The sequence below is a fragment of the Lysobacter sp. A289 genome, assembly GCF_054072675.1.
The window spans coordinates 1,462,305-1,481,550 of the sequence record NZ_JBSVRN010000001.1 but is presented as its reverse complement, the minus strand read 5'-3'; the positions used below and the strand labels follow the sequence as shown (position 1 = coordinate 1,481,550).

Here is a 19,246-nt window from a genome sequence, read left to right as displayed (position 1 = left end):
ATGTCCTCTCCCGGGTGGCTTCCCGGTAATGGATGGGGAAGACGTTGTCATGGGGCACTCGCGTCGGCTTCAAGCCGCGGGTGGCCGGGCAACGTCACTACTCACCAAAAAGGGAGAACACCACATGATCAGTCGCATTCCTCACCGCCAGATCGGCAACGAACAGCGCGTCACTCCGCGCAGCAACCAACTGGCGTTGGCGGTCGCTGGTCTGCTCGCTCTGGGCATGTCCGCCGGCGCCCACGCCGCCACGGTGGAGTGCACCGACACCACCGGCAACCCGGCCGGTGTGGCCGGCTCCAACGCCGTGGCCTGCGGCGATGAAGCAGTGGCGGGCGCGTGGGCTGTGGCCGTTGGCAGGAGGGCGGTTGCAGGTGACGAGGCGGTTGCGATCGGCCAGGCCGCCAACGCGGCTGGCCTGGCCAGCGTGAGTATCGGTGAAGGTGCCAGCGCCGCCGACCAGCAGTCCACGGCACTGGGTGCCTTCGCCTATGCCCGCGTAACCGACTCGGTTGCCATTGGCAGTCGTTCGGTAGCCAGCGACTTCCAGAGTGTTTCCTTCGGCCACGCCGCCGGTGACGCGCGACCCGGTGGCGGAACTTACACCACCGATCTCAACCGACGCCTGATGCACGTCGCCACTGGCATCAACGACACTGACGCGGTCAACGTCGCCCAGCTCAACGCTTCCCTGGCGGCCGCGGGTGGTTCGCCGTATTTCGCGGCTGACGACAGCGCGGACACCACGCCGGCCAACGCCACCGGCGGCAGCACCGCGGTGGGCGTAAGCAGCATCGCCGACGGCGACAGCACGGCGATCGGTTTCGACAGCGCGGCCAAGGGCGAAAGTGTCGCCGTGGGCCATGGCGCGGATGCGAGCGCCTCGCAGACCAGCGCACTCGGGCATGGTGCGCAGGCCACGGCTGACGGTGCCACGGCGCTGGGCTTCAGCGCGTCTGCAGCCGGCGCAGGTGGCATTGCCATCGGCAACCACGGCGTCGCCAGTGGTGACAGCACTACGGCGGTCGGCGGCTGGACGGACACCAACGGCGACGGCATCGTCGATGCGGACGAGATCACGTTCGCGCGTAACCAGCACACGAGCGCCTTCGGCAGCGGAGCGCAGGCCCTCAATGCCAGGGCGACCGCGCTGGGTGCGTTAAGCCAGGCCAGCGGCGTGGGTGCTTTGGCAGCCGGGGTCAGCAGTTCGGCCACCGGGTCGTACAGTGCCGCTGTCGGGAGTTCGGCCTCCGCGACCCAGTCCAATAGCACGGCACTCGGCACCGCCGCCCTCGCCGATGGCGAATTCTCCACGGCGTTGGGCGCTCGCAGCGAAGCCACGGGCAAGTCCGCCACCGCCGTGGGGAGCTGGGAAGACAGGGACGGCGACAACATCATTGATGCCGATGAAAGAGTACTGGCATCGGGCACCAACAGCAGCGCCTTCGGCAGTGGCGCGCAGGCCACCGCCGACAACACCATAGCCAGCGGTGCGGGCAGCGTGGCCGACACGATAGGCAGCAGTGCCTACGGCGTGGGAAGTGTCGCCACCAGCACCGGGCTTGCGGGTGGTGCCAGCGCCTTCGGTTCGCGTAGCAAGGCTACCGGGAGCGTGAGCACGGCCCTGGGTGCGGACAGTGAAGCCAGCGCCCAAGGAAGTGTCGCCATAAGTTATTTGTCTCGAGCAACGGGGGAGGGCGCCGCCGCCATCGGCGTGTGGAGTGAAGCGGACGGACAGGACAGCGTTGCGTTGGGTTCGTACTCGGTGGCCGCCGGCGCCAATACGGTCTCATTCGGTCACGCCGGCAGCGATCTGGATCCCTCCGGCACCGCCTACGGCAGCGACCTCAATCGCCGCCTGATCCATGTGGATGCCGGTGTCGATGCCACCGATGCGGTCAACGTAGGACAACTGGATGCGGCCATCGCCGGCGTGACTGTCGGCGGTGGCGGCACGCCCAACGCGGTGGCCTACGACGGCACCACGCATGCCGACCTGACCCTGGCTGGCACGGGCGGCACCAGCATCCACAATCTGGCTGACGGTGTGGCGGTAGATGACGCGGTCAACAAGGGCCAGCTCGATGCAGTGGGTGGACAGGTCGCCAGCGTGGCGGGCGATGTCACGGCTATCGATGGTCGTGTCACCACCGTGGAAGGTGATATTGCCGCGCTACAGGGTGCAGCCGGCGGGCTTGACTATGTAGGCGTCGACGGTGCCGGCGACGGCAGCGATGCCGCCAGCGTGGCAGCCGGTTCACGTGGCGTGGCGGTGGGCTCCAACGCCGAAGCCGGTGGCGCGCTGGGTACCGCCATCGGTGCCGACAGCTATGCGGCTGGCGCCAACGACACCGCGCTGGGCGGCAATGCGAAGGTCAACGCTGACGGTAGCACCGCGGTCGGTGCCAATACCGTGATCGACGCGGCCGCCACCAACGCGGTGGCCGTGGGCGAGGGTGCCTCGGTGACGGCCTCCGGTGCGGTGGCATTGGGCCAGGGTGCGGTGGCCGATCAGGCCAACACGGTCTCGGTCGGCAGTGCCGGCAACGAGCGTCGCGTGGTCAACGTGGCCGATGGCACCGCTGCCACCGACGCGGTCAACAAGGGCCAGATGGATGACGGCGACACGCAGGCCCTGGCCGACGCCAAGGCGTATTCGGATGCGCAGGTGATTGCTGCCGGCGCCATCACTCCCGACCAGGTGCAGGCCCGGGTTGATGCCGGTGATGCGGCCACCCTGACCTCGGCGCAGGACCATGCCGATGCGGGCGATACGGCGACGTTGGCAACCGCCCAGGGCTATGCCGACACCGGTGATGCAGCGACGTTGGCGACTGCCCAGGGCTATGCTGACGCGGGCGATACGGCGACGTTGTCGACCGCTCAGGGCTATGCGGATGCGGGTGATACGGCGACGCTATCGACTGCCCAGGGCTATGCGGACACCGGTGATGCGGCGACCTTGCAGTCGGCGAACAATTACACCGACCAACAGGTCCTGGCTTGGGACCAGAGCCTGACCGAGTTCCGCAATCAGGTGGACGACCGTTTCTATCGCACCGATGACCGCATCAGCCGGCAAGGTGCGATGAGCGCGGCGTCGATGCAGATGGCCATGGCCGGCGCGGGTGCGAGTCGCGATGGTCGTTTGGCTGCGGGCGTGGGCTTCCAGGACGGACGTGCCGCATTGGCGATCGGTTATGCAAAGGCTGTCAGTGACCGCGTGCGCATCAACTTCGGTGGTGCGTTCAGCGGTTCGGAGTCATCGGCCGGTATCGGTATCGGCGTCGACTTGTAATACGCCGGCAGAGCGCGGGTTGCGGGCGTTGACATGCCGGCAGCCCACGTTTGGCCGGATCTGTTTGTGCTGTCGCCTGCCCGTACGAACCTCATCCCGGACGCATCGGGCAGGCGGCAGTGCAAGCGTCGTGTGACGGATCCACACGGACGATGTTTGCTACTGTCGGGCCGGGGATCAAACGACGAGTTGCCTGTTCGGCATGAATTGGTGCGGGCGCTTTCGGCGCCTGGCGGCCGCTTTAATGTCGCTTGCACGTTGGTTGGTCGGGAAAGGCGCAATGGCGCCAACACATTCCATGCAACACCAGAGGGGAGTACGGCAGTAATGGATATCGGAAAACTGGTAGAGCGAGTCACATCGATCCTGTTCTCACCCAAGAGTGAGTGGCCGGTCATCGCCGACGAGCCGGCCAGCGTCAAGAGCCTGTACACCGGCTACATCATGATCCTGGCGGCAATACCGGCCGTGTTCGGTTTCATCAAGGGCAGCCTGATTGGCCACAGTGCATTCGGCGTGTCGGTGACGACATCGATCATGGCGGGCTTGTTCGGGATGGTCGTCAGCTACATCCTGAGCCTGGTGATGCTGTATGTCATCGCGCTGATCATCAACGCGTTGGCGCCGACGTTCGGCGGCCAGAAGAACCAGTTGCAGGCGCTCAAGGTCGTTGGTTATGCGTGGACTGCGGCCTGGATTGCCGGCATCGCGACCATCATCCCGTGGCTGGGTTGGCTGATCGCGCTGGCGGGCGGCATCTACAGCATCTATCTGCTTTACCTTGGCCTGCCGCACACGATGAAGTGCCCGCCGGAGAAGGCGGCTGGCTACACCGCCGTCAGCGTGATCATTGCGGTGGTGCTGAGCGTGTTGCTGGGCGTGGTGGTCGCCGGATTCATGGGCATGGCCGGCCTGACCGGTGCTGCGGTCAATGGCAGCGCACGGGGGGGCGACAACGTCACCTTCGACGAGGACAGCCAGCTCGGTCGGTTGGCCGCAATGGGACAGCGCATGCAGGCGGCGGCCGAGGCCCAGGCCGAAGCGGCCAATGGCGGTTCCGATAATTCCGGTAGTGCTGGTGCCAGCTCCAGCTCTGATGGGTCAGGCGGCGATGCGCAAGCGCAGGCGGAACAAGCCATGGGCGCGATGATGGGCGCCATGCTCGGCGGCAAGGATGGCAAGGTCGCCGCTTCGCTGACGCCCGATCAACTCAAGGCATTCCTGCCCGAATCGATCGGCAATCTCGCGCGTGAAAGCGCGTCGTCCAGCCGCAATGGCGCCATGGGCATGCAGATCACTGAAGCCAAAGCCAGCTACGCCAATGCCGACCGCAGTCAACGCGTGGACCTTCAACTGACTGACGCGCCTGCTACGGGCGGGTTGATGGCGATGGCCAACGCGTTTGGCGGCGGCGGTGAGTCCGAGAGCCAGAGTGCCGACGGCTACGAAAAGACCTACACCCTCGACGGTCAGCGGATCCACGAGCAGTGGAACAACAAATCCCAGCGCGGCGAGTACAGCATCTCGGTCGGCGGCCGCTTCCAGGTCGAGGCCAAAGGTCAGGTCGACAGCATGGACCAGCTCAAGGGAATTGTTGGCAGCCTCGACCTGAAAGGCCTTGCTGCGATGAAGGGTGCGGACGAGCAGAAGCAGTAGGCGATTCCATATCCGCCTGTCCTGTCCGTGCGGCTTTTCCGGTAACAGATGCTACGGATAGGTAGATTCGGATCCGCACCGTTCACAAGGAAGATTTCATGACGTGTCGTCACTATTTCGCTGCACTTGCCATCGTCGCGGCATTGTCAGGTTGCACCACTTTGTCGCAGGGCGAATGCCTGACCGGTGACTGGTACGCGGTGGGTCGCAATGACGGCAGCCGCGGCATGACAACTTCGCGCCTGTTCGAGCATCACAAGGCCTGTGTCGAATACGGCGCCCGTCCCGATCCGGTGGCCTATGACGCCGGACGCGAGGCTGGATTGTTGCTGTATTGCACACCGTACAAGGGCTTCACCGAGGGGCGCGACGGTCACCCCTACCGCAACGTGTGCCCATTGGATACCGAGCGTGACTTCATGGCCGGCTACCGCAGCGGCAGCATCATCCACGACGCCCAGGAAGCGTTGGACGACGTCCAGCGCGAGATCAAGACCCGCCAGTTCCGCATCGACGACAAGGACACCAGCGACAAGGAGCGGGCCCGGCTGCTGCGGGAGCTGCGTGACCTGCATCGCGACCGCAACTTCCTGGAGCGCGAGGTCAGCCGTCTCAAGTACCTTCATGCGCCGCCAGGGGGGCGCTATCGCTGAGCAGGCGGCGGGAGTCGAGCGGCCAATAACGCGGTTGATGCGGCGCGGCCAATGGTTGGGCGCGCCTGGTGATAGGAGATCACGATGAAGCAGATGGTTTCGGTGCTTGTATTCCTGCTGATGGCCGGTGTCGCGCCGGCTGCTCACTCGTTGGTACTTCCGGCCGAGCTCGGGGAACAACTGGAGCAGCGCATCGATGTATTCGTCGCTGCGCCGGGCTATGAACCACTGGATGTCGAATCCATGGTGGACGAGGACTGGTACGCCCAATTCCACAACGCCGGGGAGTCGGCGTTGCCACCTGACGCCGACCTGGACCCGGTAACGCGCAGCATGCTGCTGTTCGACAGCCGGGAGGCGCCACTTGGCGCGGACGGTATCCAGGCCAGGGCCCGCTATCGCATCACCCGCCATCAAGACTCGCTCGGCGACGACTGGTCTGACGTCCGGCATTCCTACATCGAGATCACCCGCTACAACCTGGCGCCGTCCTGGCACCGGATGCTGGTCGCCGAATACGGCGATCGCGCGGCACCGGCCGGGCCGGCCATGGAGCTTCCTCACGTCAGTTGGCGCCTGGTCACGACCGGGGTGATGGGGCAGCGTGCCTCCGTTGTCGCCGCCAGCCATCGCGTGATCACACCGGACGAAGCGTCACAGGCGGTGTGCCTGGGACAGCCGTGCCTGGCACTTGAGCCAATGGAGCCGACGGATACAGCTGATTTTGAGCCGATGCCGGCACCGGAGCTTGCACCCGCGATCTATCGCGGATCGACGGTTGCCCAGAGCGAGCCGGAGTTCGCCATTGCCGCGCCGGCACGCATCGCCCAGGCGTTTTTCCAGCTGGCCACTGGCGAATATGACGAACTGCACGAAGGCGCCACGCCCGAGCGGCCGGAGATCACCATGTTGATCGGCCTCAACAGCAGCGGGCAGGAGCGCAATTCAAGCGCGCTGATGCACTTGACCGCCTTGATGGACGACGCCATATCGGCGAGCTGGATCCAGCGGCTGGAAACCCCTGGCAACGTGGAGTGGCAGCGCGTCGATGTCGCGCGATCACGTGGCCATTAGTTATTACGCGCAGCACATGCACAGGAGCAACTCCATGAAAGTGACGACATTTGAACCACTGCGCAGGGCGACGCTGCCACTGGCGCTGATTGCTGCCGGCATGCTCGCTGGTTGCAGCGGTGGCACCCCCGAGTCCGCAGACGCGGATGTATCAACGACGCCCGGAACGTCAACGCCGTCCCAACCGGCGACGAAATCGGAGGTGCGTGCGCCGGCGGATTTCGAAGGCACCATGCAGCAGTTGATGATCTCGCTGGGGCCTGATGCGATCAGCTCGATTGCCGGCAGCAGCGATCTGGAAGCCATTCTTGCGCTCTCGCCCGACCGGGTCATCGAGGCCGTCAACAACGGGGAGGTGGAAGCCGAGTCGATCCAAAAATCGACAGTGGAGATCGACGGTCCGATGGGCCGGGTGGAGTACGAAGGCCAGTCGGGTTACACCATCATCGATGGTGAGCAGCAGGCGATACGCGTGGTGGATGGCGACAACCGCACGATCATGACCATGCGCCCGAACGAAATGGCGGCTGGGAAGAACGGAGAAGAGTCCAGTCCAGTGGAGCCCGACATCGAGACGCTCGGAAAACGCGAGATTCGTGGCTTCGATGCGACCGGCTACCGTTTCGGATTCCTGGTTGACAGCATCGTCACGATCTGGATGTCGGAGGACCTCGGATCGAAAATTGGTGCGGTCTTCGACGTCTGGACCGACCTCAGCCCGTACGGCCACATGGACCAACTGGGCGACGGTGTGCCTGTGCGTACGGTGACGGTGAACCACGAGACGTTGGCGGCGGGCCGTGGTTTCATGCCGGCATACACCATATTGGAGCAATATGACCTGCAGGCGGGTGATATCGATGACACCCGCTTTGAACTGCCCGAAGGTTACCAGCAGATGGACATGGCCGACCTCGCACGCGGCATGCAGATGCCGTCCGGAGAGTAAGGCCCGCCGGGCGGGTGGCCATCATTCAGCGGTCGCGCTGTACCGCCAATCGTCCCAGTGACCGCAACAGGTCGGCGCGTTGGTCGAACGGTGCCAGCGCGTCGTCCATGGCGACGGTCAGTTCCTGCAACCGCTCCCGGGAGGCCTGCATGCCGATCAGCGCCGGGAAGGTGGCCTTGTCCTGGGCGATGTCCTTGCCGGTGCTCTTGCCGAGCACCGCGGTGTCACCTTCGACATCGAGGATGTCGTCGCGGACCTGGAACGCCAGGCCGAGCGCGTCGGCGTAACTGTCCAGCGCCTGCAGCGCATCCTGGCCGGCACCGCTGCAGAGCGCGCCCATCCGCACCGCGGTACGGATCAGGGCGCCGGTCTTGAGCGCATGCAGTTGCTCCAGGTCGGCGATGGTCATGCCGTGGCCGTTGCCGGTCGCCTGCAGGTCCAGCGCCTGCCCGCCGCACATCCCGCGGCTGCCCGCAGCAAGCGCCAGCGTACGCAGCAATTCGACCCGTACGTCGGCATCGACCGGCGTCTCCGCCAGCACCGCGAAGGCCAGCGATTGCAACGCGTCGCCGGCGAGAATCGCGGTGGCTTCGTCGAAGGCGACATGCACGGTGGGCTGGCCGCGGCGCAGGGCGTCGTCGTCCATTGCCGGCAAGTCGTCGTGGACCAGCGAATAGGCGTGGATCAACTCGATCGCGACCGCAGGTGCGTCGAGCACCATCGGATCGGCGACGAACAATGCGCCGCTGGCGTGGACCAGCAACGGTCGCATGCGCTTGCCGCCCAGTAGCGCGGCGTGGCGCATGGCGGCATGCAGGGTCTGGGGCTGGGTGTCGAGTGCGGGCAAGGCCGCGTCCAGCGCGGCGTCGCAGCGCTCGCGCAAGACGACCAGTTGCGGGTCAAGCATCGGGCGCGGAGGGTGGCGCGAACTCTTCCGCGCTGGCGGGATCCTGAGGATCGCTGAGCAGGCGTACGCGCAGTTCGGCCTGTTCCAGCGCGACCTGGCAACGGCGATACAGCCCGACGCCGCGCTCGTAGGCGGCCAGCGATTCTTCCAGGTTCATCTCGCCCAGTTCCATCTTCTCGACCAGTTGCTCGAGCGAGTCGAGCGAGGTTTCAAAATCGGCGACCGGCGATGCTTCGGGGGTGGCTTTGCGTGGCATGGTGCAAGTGTGCCGCCGGGCTCGGGGATGGTCAATCGAGCGATGGCTCCGGCGCCGTCGGATGCCATTGCAGGCACGCGTCGTGGTCGCGCAGCCACTGATCCAGCGCGGCGGAACGGATCCGGTCGCCGGCCGCCAGCAGTTCGCCTTCAGCTGTAGCCAACAGGGGCAGCTGCACGCGTTGCCACGGCGGTATCGCAAAGTCCTGCAGCACCTGTTTCAGTGCATGGCTGTGGCGACGCCCGGGCAGGGTAATCCGCTCGCCGCCGCGGCGCGCGTGAACCAGCAGACTGCGGCCAAAGCCGTCGGGGATGGCGGGATCAAGCGCCAGCGTTCCGCCACCGGGCAACGGCAGCGGCGCGGTGCCGTCCCAACTGGCCTGCCATTGGTCTGGCAGCGGCGGTTGCAGCGATCCGGCATGAAGCAGGTCGCGCCAGGCATGGATGACCGCGCCGTGCCAGCCAAAATTGGCCGATGCGTCGGCGGGGGATGGCAGTAGCGCGGTCTCGATCTGCGCGATGCCCGCGGCCGGTAGCGGCGGCAGGCCAAGCGTGCCGATCCAGTGGCGCAACACGCGCGCGCGCCGGGCCGGTGGCAGTTGCGCCAGGCGCGAACGCACCAGGCTTGCTGGTTCATCGGCGATAACGTCCGACAACGCCACCGCATCCTGCGTGTCGAGCAGTGTGGCGGCCTGCTCGCACAGTGCCGCCGAGCGCGCCAATGAGCCGGCCGCGTGTGGCCAGCGCTCCTGCAACAGTGGCAGCACCCGCTGGCGCAGGAAGTTGCGGTCGAACGACTCGTCGGTGTTGCTGGGGTCTTCAATCCAGCGCAGGCGATGCTCGGCCGCATAGGCTTCCAGAGTGGCGCGTGATAAGCCAAGCAGGGGGCGCCACAGATGACCCCGGCCAAACTTTCGCCACGGCTGCATCGACCCGAGACCTTCGGGGCCGGAGGCTCGCATCGCGCGCAACAGGAACGTTTCGGCCTGGTCGTCCAGGTGATGAGCGAAGGCCAGGATCTCGCCATCAGCCAGTCCTCGCGTAAAGACGCCATGACGTGCATGCCGTGCCGCGGCTTCCAGGCCCTGTCCGTCGCCGCGCGACACCGTTACCCGGGACACTGACAGCGGTAGCTCCAGCGCGTCACAAAATGCCTGGCAATGCCCGGCCCATTGGTCGGCGTCGGGGTGCAAGCCATGGTGGACATGCCAGGCACGCAGGCCACGGTCGCGAACCGCCGCGATGCCCGCCAGCGCGTGGAGCAGCACGGTCGAGTCCAGTCCACCACTTAGACCTACGCACAACGGCCCGTCAGTGGGCGCTTGCAGGGCTTCAGCGAGCAGGGCAGCGACCGGGCGCATCGCGCATCGCCGCCCTCAGCGAGGGCCCCACTTGCGGCGGTGGTCGCCGTCATGGCGCCCGTCACCGGTGGACTCGTCATCGGTGCTGCGGTCGCCCCCGGACGTTCTGGCGCGTGGCCTGGGATCCAGCAGCAGGCAGCTCAGCGCGACCAGGAACAACGCGATGGCCAAGCCGGTGAACATCATCGCGAAGATCACGTTGACCTCCAGGCTGGCCAACGCACCGACGACCATCACGGCGCCGGCGATGGCCCACAACGCGGCGTAGGTGGCATTACGCATGATCAGGCCGCCGCGTACGCGCCATAACCGCGCAGGCGCTCGTAGCGACGCTGCAGCAGTTCGGCAGTGGGCAAAGCTTCAAGGGTGTCCAGCTCGTTCATCAATACCGTCTTCAACCGGATTGCCATTTGTCTGGGATTGCGATGGGCACCGCCGGTCGGCTCGCGCACCACCTTGTCGACCAGTCCCAGCCCGCGCAGGCGCACGGCGGTCAGGCCTAACTGCTCGGCGGCGTCCTTGGCCTTGCCGGCGTCCTTCCACAGGATCGACGCGCAGCCCTCCGGTGAGATCACCGAGTAGGTGCTGTGTTGCAGCATTACCGTGCAGTCGCCGACGCCGATCGCCAGCGCGCCGCCGGAGCCGCCTTCGCCGATCACGGTGCAGATCACCGGCACCTTCAATTCGGCCATCTCCAGCAAGTTGCGCGCGATCGCCTCGGACTGGCCGCGCTCCTCCGCGCCGATGCCGGGATAGGCGCCGGGGGTATCGATGAAGGTCAGGATCGGCAGCTCGAAGCGCTCGGCCAGTTTCATCAGTCGCAGTGCCTTGCGGTAGCCCTCGGGGCGCGGCATGCCGAAGTTGCGCTTGACCTTGCTCTTGGTGTCGCGGCCCTTCTCATGGCCAATGATGACCACGCTGCGGCCGTCAATCCGGCCCAGCCCGCCGACAATCGCGGCATCGTCGCTGTAGGCGCGGTCGCCGGCGAGCTCCTGGAACTCGTCGCATATCACCCGGAGGTAGTCCTTGGTGTGCGGCCGCGCGGGATGCCGTGCCAGCTGCGAGACCTGCCACGGACTGAGGTCGCGGAAGATCTGCGCGGTCCGCCGGCGCAGCTTGTCCTGCAGCGCGTGGACCTCGGTGTCCGCGTCGACCGCCGAACCACGGCTGGCCTGCCGGAGCTCCTGGATCTTGGCTTCCAGATCGGCGATGGGTTGTTCGAAGTCGAGATAATTCGGGTTCATGCGTGGACCAGGGCCAATGGCAGCCAGTAATGGCTGTGAAGCGCACAGTCTATCCGACCGGCCCGGGCCGTACCGAGGCGTGCCCGGGCCCCCGCTGCTGACATCGCGGTGACGCCATGGCGTGTCTACTGTCGCCACACACCCACCCAGGAGTGACAACGTGTCCCGATTGTTCGACCCGCTGACCCAGCGCGGCGTGACCTTCCGCAACCGCATCATGGTCTCGCCGATGTGCCAATACTCTTCGCGCGACGGCGTGCCGGACGACTGGCACCTGGTGCATCTGGGCAGCCGTGCCGTTGGTGGCGCCGCGTCGGTGATCGCCGAGGCCTCCGCGGTCTCGCCGGAGGGCCGGATCTCGCCGGCCGATACCGGGCTGTGGAACGACGCGCAGGCGCAGGCCTGGGCCCCGATCGTCCGGTTCATCGACGGCCAGGGCGCGGTACCGGGGGTGCAGCTCGCCCACGCCGGCCGCAAGGCCAGCACCGACGCCCCGTGGCGCGGCGGTGGCGCGGTGGCGCCGGCGCAGGGCGGCTGGACGCCGGTTGCACCCTCGGCGCTGGCCTTCGACGCCGGCTCGCCGGTGCCGGACGCGCTGGACGCGGCCGGCATCGCCAAGGTCATCGAGGACTTCGTCGCCGCGACCCGGCGAGCGCTGGACGCCGGCTTCCAACTGGTCGAACTGCACGCCGCGCACGGCTACCTGCTGCACCAGTTCCTGTCGCCGCTGTCGAACCGGCGCAACGACGACTACGGCGGCAGCTTCGACAACCGCATCCGCCTGGTGCTGGAAGTCATCGACGCCGTGCGCGCGATCTGGCCGGAGCGGCTGCCACTGTGGCTGCGGATCTCGGCGACCGACTGGGTTGACGGCCAGGGCTGGGACATCGAGCAGAGCATCGCCCTGGCGCGGCTGGTCGGCGAACGCGGCGTCGACCTCATCGACGTCTCCAGCGGCGGCGCCGTGCCCAACGCAAAGATCCCACTGCAACCGGGCTACCAGGTGCCGTTCGCCTGCCGCATCCGCCGCGAGGCCGGCATCGCCACCGGCGCGGTCGGCCTGCTGACCGCGCCCGATCAAGTCGAGCGGATCATCACCGAGAACGAGGCCGACGTGGTCCTGCTTGCCCGCGAGCTGCTGCGCGACCCGTACTTCCCGCGCCGCGCGGCGCACGCCCTCGGTACCGAACTCACCCCGCCGGAGCAGTACGGGCGTGCGTGGTGAGCTGCGCGGGGTCGATTGGCACGCTATCTCTCAGGATGTGCACGTGCGCCGGCTTGAACCGCCTTTGCGCGCGGACGCAGAGCGCGGCGGGGTTCAACTTGCTCCATCCGCTTTTGCAGCTTTTTCGCGCTGCGCCACTGGACATTAAAGACGTCGAACTCGGCCGACTTGATCAGCGACACGCCAACTTGGCAATCAAGGATCGAACCGGTGAATTGACAGTTGCTGAAATAGGCATGCTGCGGATTGGCCCCTTGCAAGGCACCCCTGCGCCACTGGCTGTCGAGATAGGTTTTGATGCTGGCTTCCGCAGCGGCGGCAATCGACGGGCCCGGTGCTGCGCTTGTGAGCCAGGCGCGCAGCGAGGTATCGATCGAGTGCTCAAGATGGCGCAGGTAACGGTATCGCGAGACATACGGTTGGCCGCCTGGGTCCAGTACCCGTGCGCCCCAGATCATGGGGTTATTGCCCGGGGTAGTCTGGTGCAGCACATTGATGCTCTTGGGGTTCAAATAATCGAGTACCGGCCCCAGGTCGCGTCCCAGTGCCGGGTTCAAGATGGCGGAAAGTTCCGCACGCGTCCCCGCGGGGCTTTTAAACATACCCCTGGTGCGGTCGGTGCGCGCGATCACTCCCGCCACCGCCGCAGACGGCGGCATCGGGCGGCGGCCCGCGCTGGCGCTGGAATCATCCACGACCAGCCACGGCGCATACAGAGCGGCGTATGTGCTGTCGAGTCCGGTCCGATACGTCTTCAACCCGGCCGCGCCACTGTTTTCCGGCGCATCGATCAGGGCAAAGCGGTTGGGGCTGGTAGCGACGTGCTGGATCAGCGCCTTCATCACCGACCGCAGCGTTGCCGGGTCGCTGATGCAACAGGAGGCTCCCGGAAGCGCGACCAGGGTGACTGGCAAACCTGTGCTGGCGGCCAGGGCCCGCCGAAAATCACCGGCCGAGCTTCCGCCTGGATCGATCGCATACAAACGGTGACCCCCATTGGCAAAAAACTGCGCGGCGGCCAGCGCCCCAAAATCCGTCCCGCTTGAACGGCCGTAGACCGCCACGTACTCGGCCACGCTCTCGACCGGCCGGGCCGGTTCAACCACGTTGGCCGTCGGCACGATAAACAAAGCCGCATCGTCGTGATGATCTGCAACATTCACTGGGCCCTGCGCCGCAGCGCTTGAGCACATGACCAACGCCACCAGGAACAACCAGTATCGCGTCACCATCTGCATCACCTTGAGAAAACCGACAATCCAGCAAGCCGGGAAAATACGTCGTGTGCGAATGCACTTCTCGACACACGGTGAAAGGTACAACAGGCCGCCCGATTGGCCGGACGGCCTGCCATGGGTCGCCTGGCGAACGCTCAGGTGTTGTCGTTGATGGTGGCCGTGCCGCCGTTGACCTTGACTGACTCGATGCCGGCATCCCGCGCCGCTTCGCTGGCATACATCTGGCTGGAACCGATCACCTGGTGGTTGCCGGCCTTGAGCCTGAAATAGAACTTGCCGTTGGACGCCACGACCCGTTCGTAGCGCGCGTCGTTGCCGCAGTTGCTCTGCACCGACGCGATGCCGGCCTTGGCGGCCGCCTTGGATTCGTACATCTGGCTGGGGAGGATGACCTGGCCGTTGCCGGCCTTGAGGCTGAAGTGGATCTTGCCGTTGGTGGCTGTCTCAAGCGTGTAAGTACCTGCCATGTTGCTTTCTCCTCATTGGTGGATAGGCCGGAACACCCTAGCGCAAATGCGGCGTCACCTCCGCGACACGCTGCCAGGTAAGCATGCGGTAGCGCACATGACCGCACGTGCAGCCGCCTTCGATCGGGGCCTCCGTGGTTTCTCCCTAGTCCGCCGCCTCGGGCGGGGTGAGGCTGTTGCTGTACATCCCCGAGCGGTCGAAACAGCAGGCGCGTCGCTGGCCGCTGGCGAGCTTGTCGCAGGCGGTCTCGATCCGGCGCACCCGGGTTTCCGGGCGCTTGGGTGAGGTGATCCAGTGGATCCAGTCGCGCCGCGCGACCGGGGTGATGTCCCTCCACACCGCCCGGGCTTCCGGGGTGTCGGCCAGCGCCTTGCGCAGGTCGGCCGGGACCTTGGGCTCGGGTTCCTGCTCGACCGGGCTGATCTCCAGCGCGACCTCGTCGCCGACCTTGGCACCCGCCGCCTCGCGCAGCTTCTTGTCGACCTTGAGCCAGTGGCTGCCCTGGCCGTCCGGCTCGAGCGTGGCCTGGAACGGTGCGCCGCCGAGGGTGCCATCGACGGTGGTCATGCTGCGCGTGGGGAGCTTGCCGCTGGCGGCCTTGGGCAGGATAAGGAAGGTCCAGGTGGCCTTCGCAGGTTCTGCCGGCCGCAGGAGCCTGGTCTTGAAGTGGATGCTTGACGTGGTCTTGGTCATATCCAGTCAGTCCCGTTTTGTCGCGCCGCGAGCCTCAGGCCGGTTTGGGCTTCTTTGCCTTGGCCTTCTTCGGCTTGGGCAGCGGCAACGCCGCTTCGGTCGCCACCAGCAGGGCGCGCAACGCATCGCCATCGTCGAGCAACTCGTCGGCCACCGGGTAAAGTTTTGCGCCCGGGTAGGGCCGCCGCTGGGGCAGTCCGGCGGTCAGCGCTTCCGTCGCCGGCGTGGCCTTGATGAAGAGGCTGTTATCGCAGGCGAATGCGATCACCTTGTCGTGCAGGTACAGACCGTACTCGCCGAACATCCGCTTGTGGGTGAACGCGGCGCCGAGGTCGGCCTGCTCGGCGATGTAGTCGATGAACTCGCGGGTGGTGGCCATGGGTCGGGCTCCCTGATTGCACCGAAGCGTCGGGCAAATCGGCGGCGTTGCCAATACTTATGAGTCTTTAAATTCCACTTCGGCTCCATCCAGCAGCGGCATAAAGGGCTCGGAGGCGGAAAGTTTGAGGTCTACCCAGATGGTGACTTTCTCGACCCCCGGCGGACGCTTGGCGAAGTGTGTCTTAAAACCGGCATCGAAGGTTCCGTGCTCGACCTGTTGCAGGGTTTGTTGCAATGATCGCAGCTCGGCCTGGCCCTCAACAGTGAGCGCAAGCAGATATGTCGTGATCGGGAGGTCCGAACTCAAAAACCCACCGGGACGCGTTTCCTTTGTGACACTCAAGGCGTCCACGCCCATCTCGCTTGAGTGGGCAACGAAGGGGTTTTTAATCGAGAAATTGAGATGGGTCCTCGCTACGTCGACTTCGAAGCCTTGAGGCACCGAGAGTCTGACCCGAAGTTGTGCCGGATCGACTTGCGCCAATGAGCGCGGAGACATGCGCGACATGCTCATCATGGTTGAAAGCGGAATGGATGCGCAACCAGAAATGCACATAGTCGTTGCGAGCAGAACTCCTAAAAGAAATCGCATGTTATATCCCCTGACTAACGCTTGAATAACGCGCACTATAACTATCGGTGTTGATCTTCACCCCATAAACGGATACCGGTAGTCCGTCGCCGGCACGAACGTCTCCTTGATCGTGCGCGGGCTGATCCAGCGCATCAGGTTGAGGATCGAGCCGGCCTTGTCGTTGGTGCCTGATGCGCGGGCGCCGCCGAAGGGTTGCTGGCCGATCACGGCGCCGGTGGGTTTGTCGTTGATATAGAAGTTGCCGGCGGCGTTGCGCAGGCGTTCCAGGCCTTGCTCGATGGCGTAGCGGTCCTGGGCGAAGATCGCGCCGGTCAGTGCGTAGGGGCTGGTGCGGTCGACCAGGTCGAGCGTGTCGAGCCACTTGTTTTCGTCGTACACGTACACGGTCAGTACCGGCCCGAACAGTTCGTCGCGCAGCGTGCGGTAGTCCGGGTTGCTGGTGACGATGATGGTCGGGCGCACGAAATAACCGTCTGCATCGTCGTAGTCGCCACCGACCAGTATTTCCGCGTCACCTGATGCCTTCGCCTCGTCGATCGCGGCCTTCTGGGTCTTGAAACTCGCCGCGTCGATCACCGCGCCCATGAAATTACTGAAGTCGGCCACGTCGCCCATCGCGATACTCTCGACCTGTTCCACCAGCAGGTTCTTGAGTTGCGGCCAAAGGTTGCTTGGCACATAGACGCGGCTGGCGGCGGAGCATTTCTGGCCCTGGTATTCGAACGCGCCGCGCACGGTGGCCGTGGCCAGCGCGACCGGGTCGGCGCTGGCGTGGGCGATGATGAAGTCCTTGCCGCCGGTTTCGCCGACCAGGCGCGGGTAGCTCGCGTACTGGTCGATGTTGTTGCCGACCGTGCGCCACATCTGGTGGAACACTTTGGTCGATCCGGTGAAATGGATGCCGGCAAGGTGCTTGTTCTTCAGCACGGGATCGCCGATGTCCGCGCCACTGCCAGAGACCAGATTGATCACGCCGTCGGGCAGGCCGGCTTCTCTGAGCACCTGCATCAAAAAGTGCGCGCTGTAGACGGCAGTGCTGGCCGGTTTCCACAGTACCGTGTTGCCGCACAGCGCCGGTGCGGTCGGCAGGTTGCCGGCGATGGCGGTGAAGTTGAACGGCGAGACCGCGAACACGAAGCCTTCCAGCGGCCGATGCTCCAGCCGGTTCCACATGCCGGGCGAACTTTGCGGCTGCTCGCGCAACAGTTGTTCGTAGAACGCGACGTTGAAGCGCAGGAAGTCGATCAACTCGCAGGCGCTGTCGATCTCGGCCTGGTGGCAGGTCTTGCTCTGGCCGAGCATGGTCGCGGCATTGATCACGTCGCGATACGGACCTTCCAGAAGATCGGCGGCTTTCAGGAACACCGATGCGCGGGCTTCCCACGGCAGGTTGGCCCAGTCCTTCTGCGCACGCAGCGCGGCGGTGATCGCCGTCTGCACTTCGGTCGCGCCGCCCTGGTGGAAGTCGCCGAGCACATGCGCGTGGCGATGCGGCATCACCGCCTGGCCGAGCTTGCCGGTGCGCACGTCCTTGCCGTCGATGACCAGCGGCATCTCGATGGTCTCGCCCGACATCCGCGCCAGCGTCGCCTGCAGGCTGGCGCGCTCGGGGGATCCGGGGGCATAGGCGCGGACCGGCTCGTTGACGGGCACGGGAACGGTGGAGATGGCGAGGGACATGGCGGACTCCTGCACGGGGGATACCGATTGTAGGCATCCTGCCGTGAAGGCAGGCCCGGAAGCCTGACCCCGTTTCAGGGCAAATCGGCGGCGTTGCCAAGTGCGTGTTGCGTGCTACTGCGTTCCGGAACGAAGAAGGTCGCCCCTGCGGGCGGCCCTCGTGTGGTGCGGCTGGTCGCCTACGCCGGCTCGGCCATCGGCACCGGTTGCGACGATTCGGGCGCCGGCTCGGACGGGCCGTGGGTGAAGCGCGCCGACAGCGCACGCCGCAGCGTCGACAGGCCCTCGCTCTTGCCGGCGACCTTGAGCATCCCGTAGCCCTCCAGCGCGGCGTTGATGACGTCGCTGCCCAGCGCGATGTCGGTGTCGCGCACCTTCTCCGACAGCTTCTGCAGCCGCACCGAGCGCGCCCGCAGCGCATCGTGCGCGGCCAGGTCGCGGCGCATCTCCTCGATATCGAAATCGCGCGCCAGCACGCCCGGATTGCTCGTCATCACCTCCAGCGCGAGCCGGCAGAACGCCTCCGACTTGTCGCCCATCTTGTACAGGCGGCCGACCTGCGTGGCCGAAAGCCCGAGCAGCGCGGGGAGGTTGTCTTCGATGGTCTGCAGCGCGGCGTCGACCGCAGTCCACTGCTCGTCGGTGGGGTGCTGGGAAACCAGATTCTGCGACATGTGTCCGTACTCCTTGTCTTCGTTGTGAATGAAACCGGCCGTCATGGCCAGCGGGGGCAGGGTAGCGCGTGCGGGATGGGCGCGCGAATCCGGGAGGGTCGGCCGCGAATGTGTTGGGGCTCGTGACCGAGTGTTTGGGATTCGTGGCCGAGCAACCCCAGGCTCGCTCGCGGGTGTCTGGGCGTCGGGCGGGAGGCTTGGGAAATCACTCGCGAGTGTTGAATGATTGGCGGCGAGTCGTTGGCGGTCGAGAGCGAGTGGGAATGGGCTCGTTGGCGAAGCGTTGACACTCAGTTACGAGTGCCTAGTATTCGAGCGCGACGTCAAAAAAGTCGGACGCGATATTGGAGCAGACGAAGTGGTTCACCTGAACTCTAACGCCGGAATTAAGCCGACGCCACGAAGCGGCTTCGGCTTGATGAATTGTTAGCCGACTCTCGAGATGTCCAGTAACTTGGATAAAATTTTTCTGAGTGAGTGGACGGCCAAGCCAATTTCAGTCTGGCTTTGTCCATCGAGGAACTTCAACAGCAGGGTAGGGGTTTCGAGAAGTACAGTGATGACGTGGACTTGATGATGCGTCGTTGCTGGATAGACGTGCCGACCCGCCGAAGCTGTTGAAACAGAATTTCTGAGCTGTTGCGCGAACACAGCGTAGAGGTCAGATGCCCCTTTGCTTCCGGAGATGCTGCATTGAACAGATTGCATGTTTATCAGGGATGCCAGCTCCGAAACTTTGGCAAGCTCTAATTTTAGCTCATTCTTGGAGCGAAGCTTGCCCATGACGATAAGGGCCACAAGAATGAAGATGAAAAGGACGGTGAATTCAGTCATGGATTTTGTGCGGATAACGCCTGAATTAAATCGCGCCGCGAAGCGGCGTCGGATTGAATAA

The 19,246-nt window shown here is 65.2% G+C and carries 19 protein-coding genes; 6 read left to right on the top strand and 13 right to left on the bottom strand.

The features are described from left to right. Positions 1–124: 124 nt before the first annotated feature. The 5 genes from ACW5DN_RS06765 (at position 125) to ACW5DN_RS06745 (ending at position 7,630) form a co-directional block, all read left to right on the top strand. Positions 125–3,298: a YadA-like family protein gene (locus ACW5DN_RS06765; RefSeq protein ID WP_456961965.1), complete on the top strand. Its 3,174-nt coding sequence runs from the start codon at positions 125–127 to the stop codon at positions 3,296–3,298. Positions 3,299–3,625: 327 nt separating this feature from the next. Continuing rightward, on the top strand, positions 3,626–4,954 hold the full coding sequence (locus ACW5DN_RS06760; RefSeq protein WP_456961964.1) for a Yip1 family protein: 1,329 nt from the start codon (positions 3,626–3,628) through the stop codon (positions 4,952–4,954). Positions 4,955–5,052: 98 nt separating this feature from the next. After that, on the top strand, positions 5,053–5,607 hold the full coding sequence (locus ACW5DN_RS06755) for a DUF2799 domain-containing protein (RefSeq protein WP_456961963.1): 555 nt from the start codon (positions 5,053–5,055) through the stop codon (positions 5,605–5,607). A gap of 84 nt (positions 5,608–5,691) precedes the next feature. Continuing rightward, the gene (locus ACW5DN_RS06750; RefSeq protein ID WP_456961962.1) at positions 5,692–6,681 is read left to right on the top strand and encodes a hypothetical protein; all 990 of its coding nucleotides are present in this window, start codon (positions 5,692–5,694) and stop codon (positions 6,679–6,681) included. Between the two features lie 34 nt (positions 6,682–6,715). Next, positions 6,716–7,630 (top strand): hypothetical protein, encoded by a 915-nt coding sequence (locus ACW5DN_RS06745; protein WP_456961961.1) that lies wholly within the window; start codon positions 6,716–6,718, stop codon positions 7,628–7,630. 25 nt (positions 7,631–7,655) lie between these two features. On the opposite strand, the gene ACW5DN_RS06740 is transcribed toward ACW5DN_RS06745, so the two are convergent. From ACW5DN_RS06740 to ACW5DN_RS06720, 5 genes are read right to left on the bottom strand one after another with little or no spacing between them, the layout of a single operon-like run. Then, a complete protein-coding gene (locus tag ACW5DN_RS06740) occupies positions 7,656–8,537 on the bottom strand; it encodes a polyprenyl synthetase family protein (protein WP_456961960.1) in 882 nt (293 codons plus the stop codon). Further along, on the bottom strand, positions 8,530–8,793 hold the full coding sequence (locus ACW5DN_RS06735) for an exodeoxyribonuclease VII small subunit (RefSeq protein WP_456961959.1): 264 nt from the start codon (positions 8,791–8,793) through the stop codon (positions 8,530–8,532). The genes ACW5DN_RS06740 and ACW5DN_RS06735 overlap by 8 nt, the downstream gene beginning before the upstream one ends. Before the next feature lie 31 nt (positions 8,794–8,824). After that, entirely contained in the window at positions 8,825–10,153 is a 1,329-nt protein-coding gene (gene tilS / locus ACW5DN_RS06730) for a tRNA lysidine(34) synthetase TilS (protein WP_456961958.1), read from the bottom strand. A 15-nt stretch (positions 10,154–10,168) separates the two neighbouring features. Next, a complete protein-coding gene (locus tag ACW5DN_RS06725) occupies positions 10,169–10,435 on the bottom strand; it encodes a hypothetical protein (RefSeq protein WP_456961957.1) in 267 nt (88 codons plus the stop codon). A 2-nt stretch (positions 10,436–10,437) separates the two neighbouring features. Next, positions 10,438–11,397, bottom strand: coding sequence for an acetyl-CoA carboxylase carboxyltransferase subunit alpha (locus tag ACW5DN_RS06720; RefSeq protein WP_456961956.1), 960 nt, complete (start codon positions 11,395–11,397; stop codon positions 10,438–10,440). Between the two features lie 160 nt (positions 11,398–11,557). On the opposite strand from ACW5DN_RS06720, the gene ACW5DN_RS06715 reads away from it, so the two are divergent. Next, on the top strand, positions 11,558–12,622 hold the full coding sequence (locus tag ACW5DN_RS06715; protein WP_456961955.1) for an NADH:flavin oxidoreductase/NADH oxidase: 1,065 nt from the start codon (positions 11,558–11,560) through the stop codon (positions 12,620–12,622). Between the two features lie 23 nt (positions 12,623–12,645). Here the strand turns inward: ACW5DN_RS06715 and ACW5DN_RS06710 are convergent, their stop codons facing one another. From ACW5DN_RS06710 to ACW5DN_RS06675, 8 genes are all read right to left on the bottom strand, one after another. After that, a complete protein-coding gene (locus ACW5DN_RS06710) occupies positions 12,646–13,944 on the bottom strand; it encodes a phage tail sheath subtilisin-like domain-containing protein (RefSeq protein WP_456961954.1) in 1,299 nt (432 codons plus the stop codon). Between the two features lie 50 nt (positions 13,945–13,994). After that, positions 13,995–14,327: a YegP family protein gene (locus ACW5DN_RS06705; RefSeq protein ID WP_456961953.1), complete on the bottom strand. Its 333-nt coding sequence runs from the start codon at positions 14,325–14,327 to the stop codon at positions 13,995–13,997. A 145-nt stretch (positions 14,328–14,472) separates the two neighbouring features. Further along, positions 14,473–15,021: a YdeI/OmpD-associated family protein gene (locus tag ACW5DN_RS06700; RefSeq protein ID WP_456961952.1), complete on the bottom strand. Its 549-nt coding sequence runs from the start codon at positions 15,019–15,021 to the stop codon at positions 14,473–14,475. Positions 15,022–15,055: 34 nt separating this feature from the next. After that, positions 15,056–15,400: a TfoX/Sxy family protein gene (locus tag ACW5DN_RS06695; protein WP_456961951.1), complete on the bottom strand. Its 345-nt coding sequence runs from the start codon at positions 15,398–15,400 to the stop codon at positions 15,056–15,058. 57 nt (positions 15,401–15,457) lie between these two features. After that, on the bottom strand, positions 15,458–15,994 hold the full coding sequence (locus ACW5DN_RS06690; RefSeq protein ID WP_456961950.1) for a hypothetical protein: 537 nt from the start codon (positions 15,992–15,994) through the stop codon (positions 15,458–15,460). A gap of 57 nt (positions 15,995–16,051) precedes the next feature. After that, on the bottom strand, positions 16,052–17,677 hold the full coding sequence (gene pruA / locus ACW5DN_RS06685) for an L-glutamate gamma-semialdehyde dehydrogenase (RefSeq protein WP_456961949.1): 1,626 nt from the start codon (positions 17,675–17,677) through the stop codon (positions 16,052–16,054). 179 nt (positions 17,678–17,856) lie between these two features. After that, positions 17,857–18,351: a hypothetical protein gene (locus tag ACW5DN_RS06680; RefSeq protein WP_456961948.1), complete on the bottom strand. Its 495-nt coding sequence runs from the start codon at positions 18,349–18,351 to the stop codon at positions 17,857–17,859. A 426-nt stretch (positions 18,352–18,777) separates the two neighbouring features. Beyond that, positions 18,778–19,185: a hypothetical protein gene (locus ACW5DN_RS06675; protein WP_456961947.1), complete on the bottom strand. Its 408-nt coding sequence runs from the start codon at positions 19,183–19,185 to the stop codon at positions 18,778–18,780. Between the last annotated feature and the right edge of the window lie 61 nt (positions 19,186–19,246).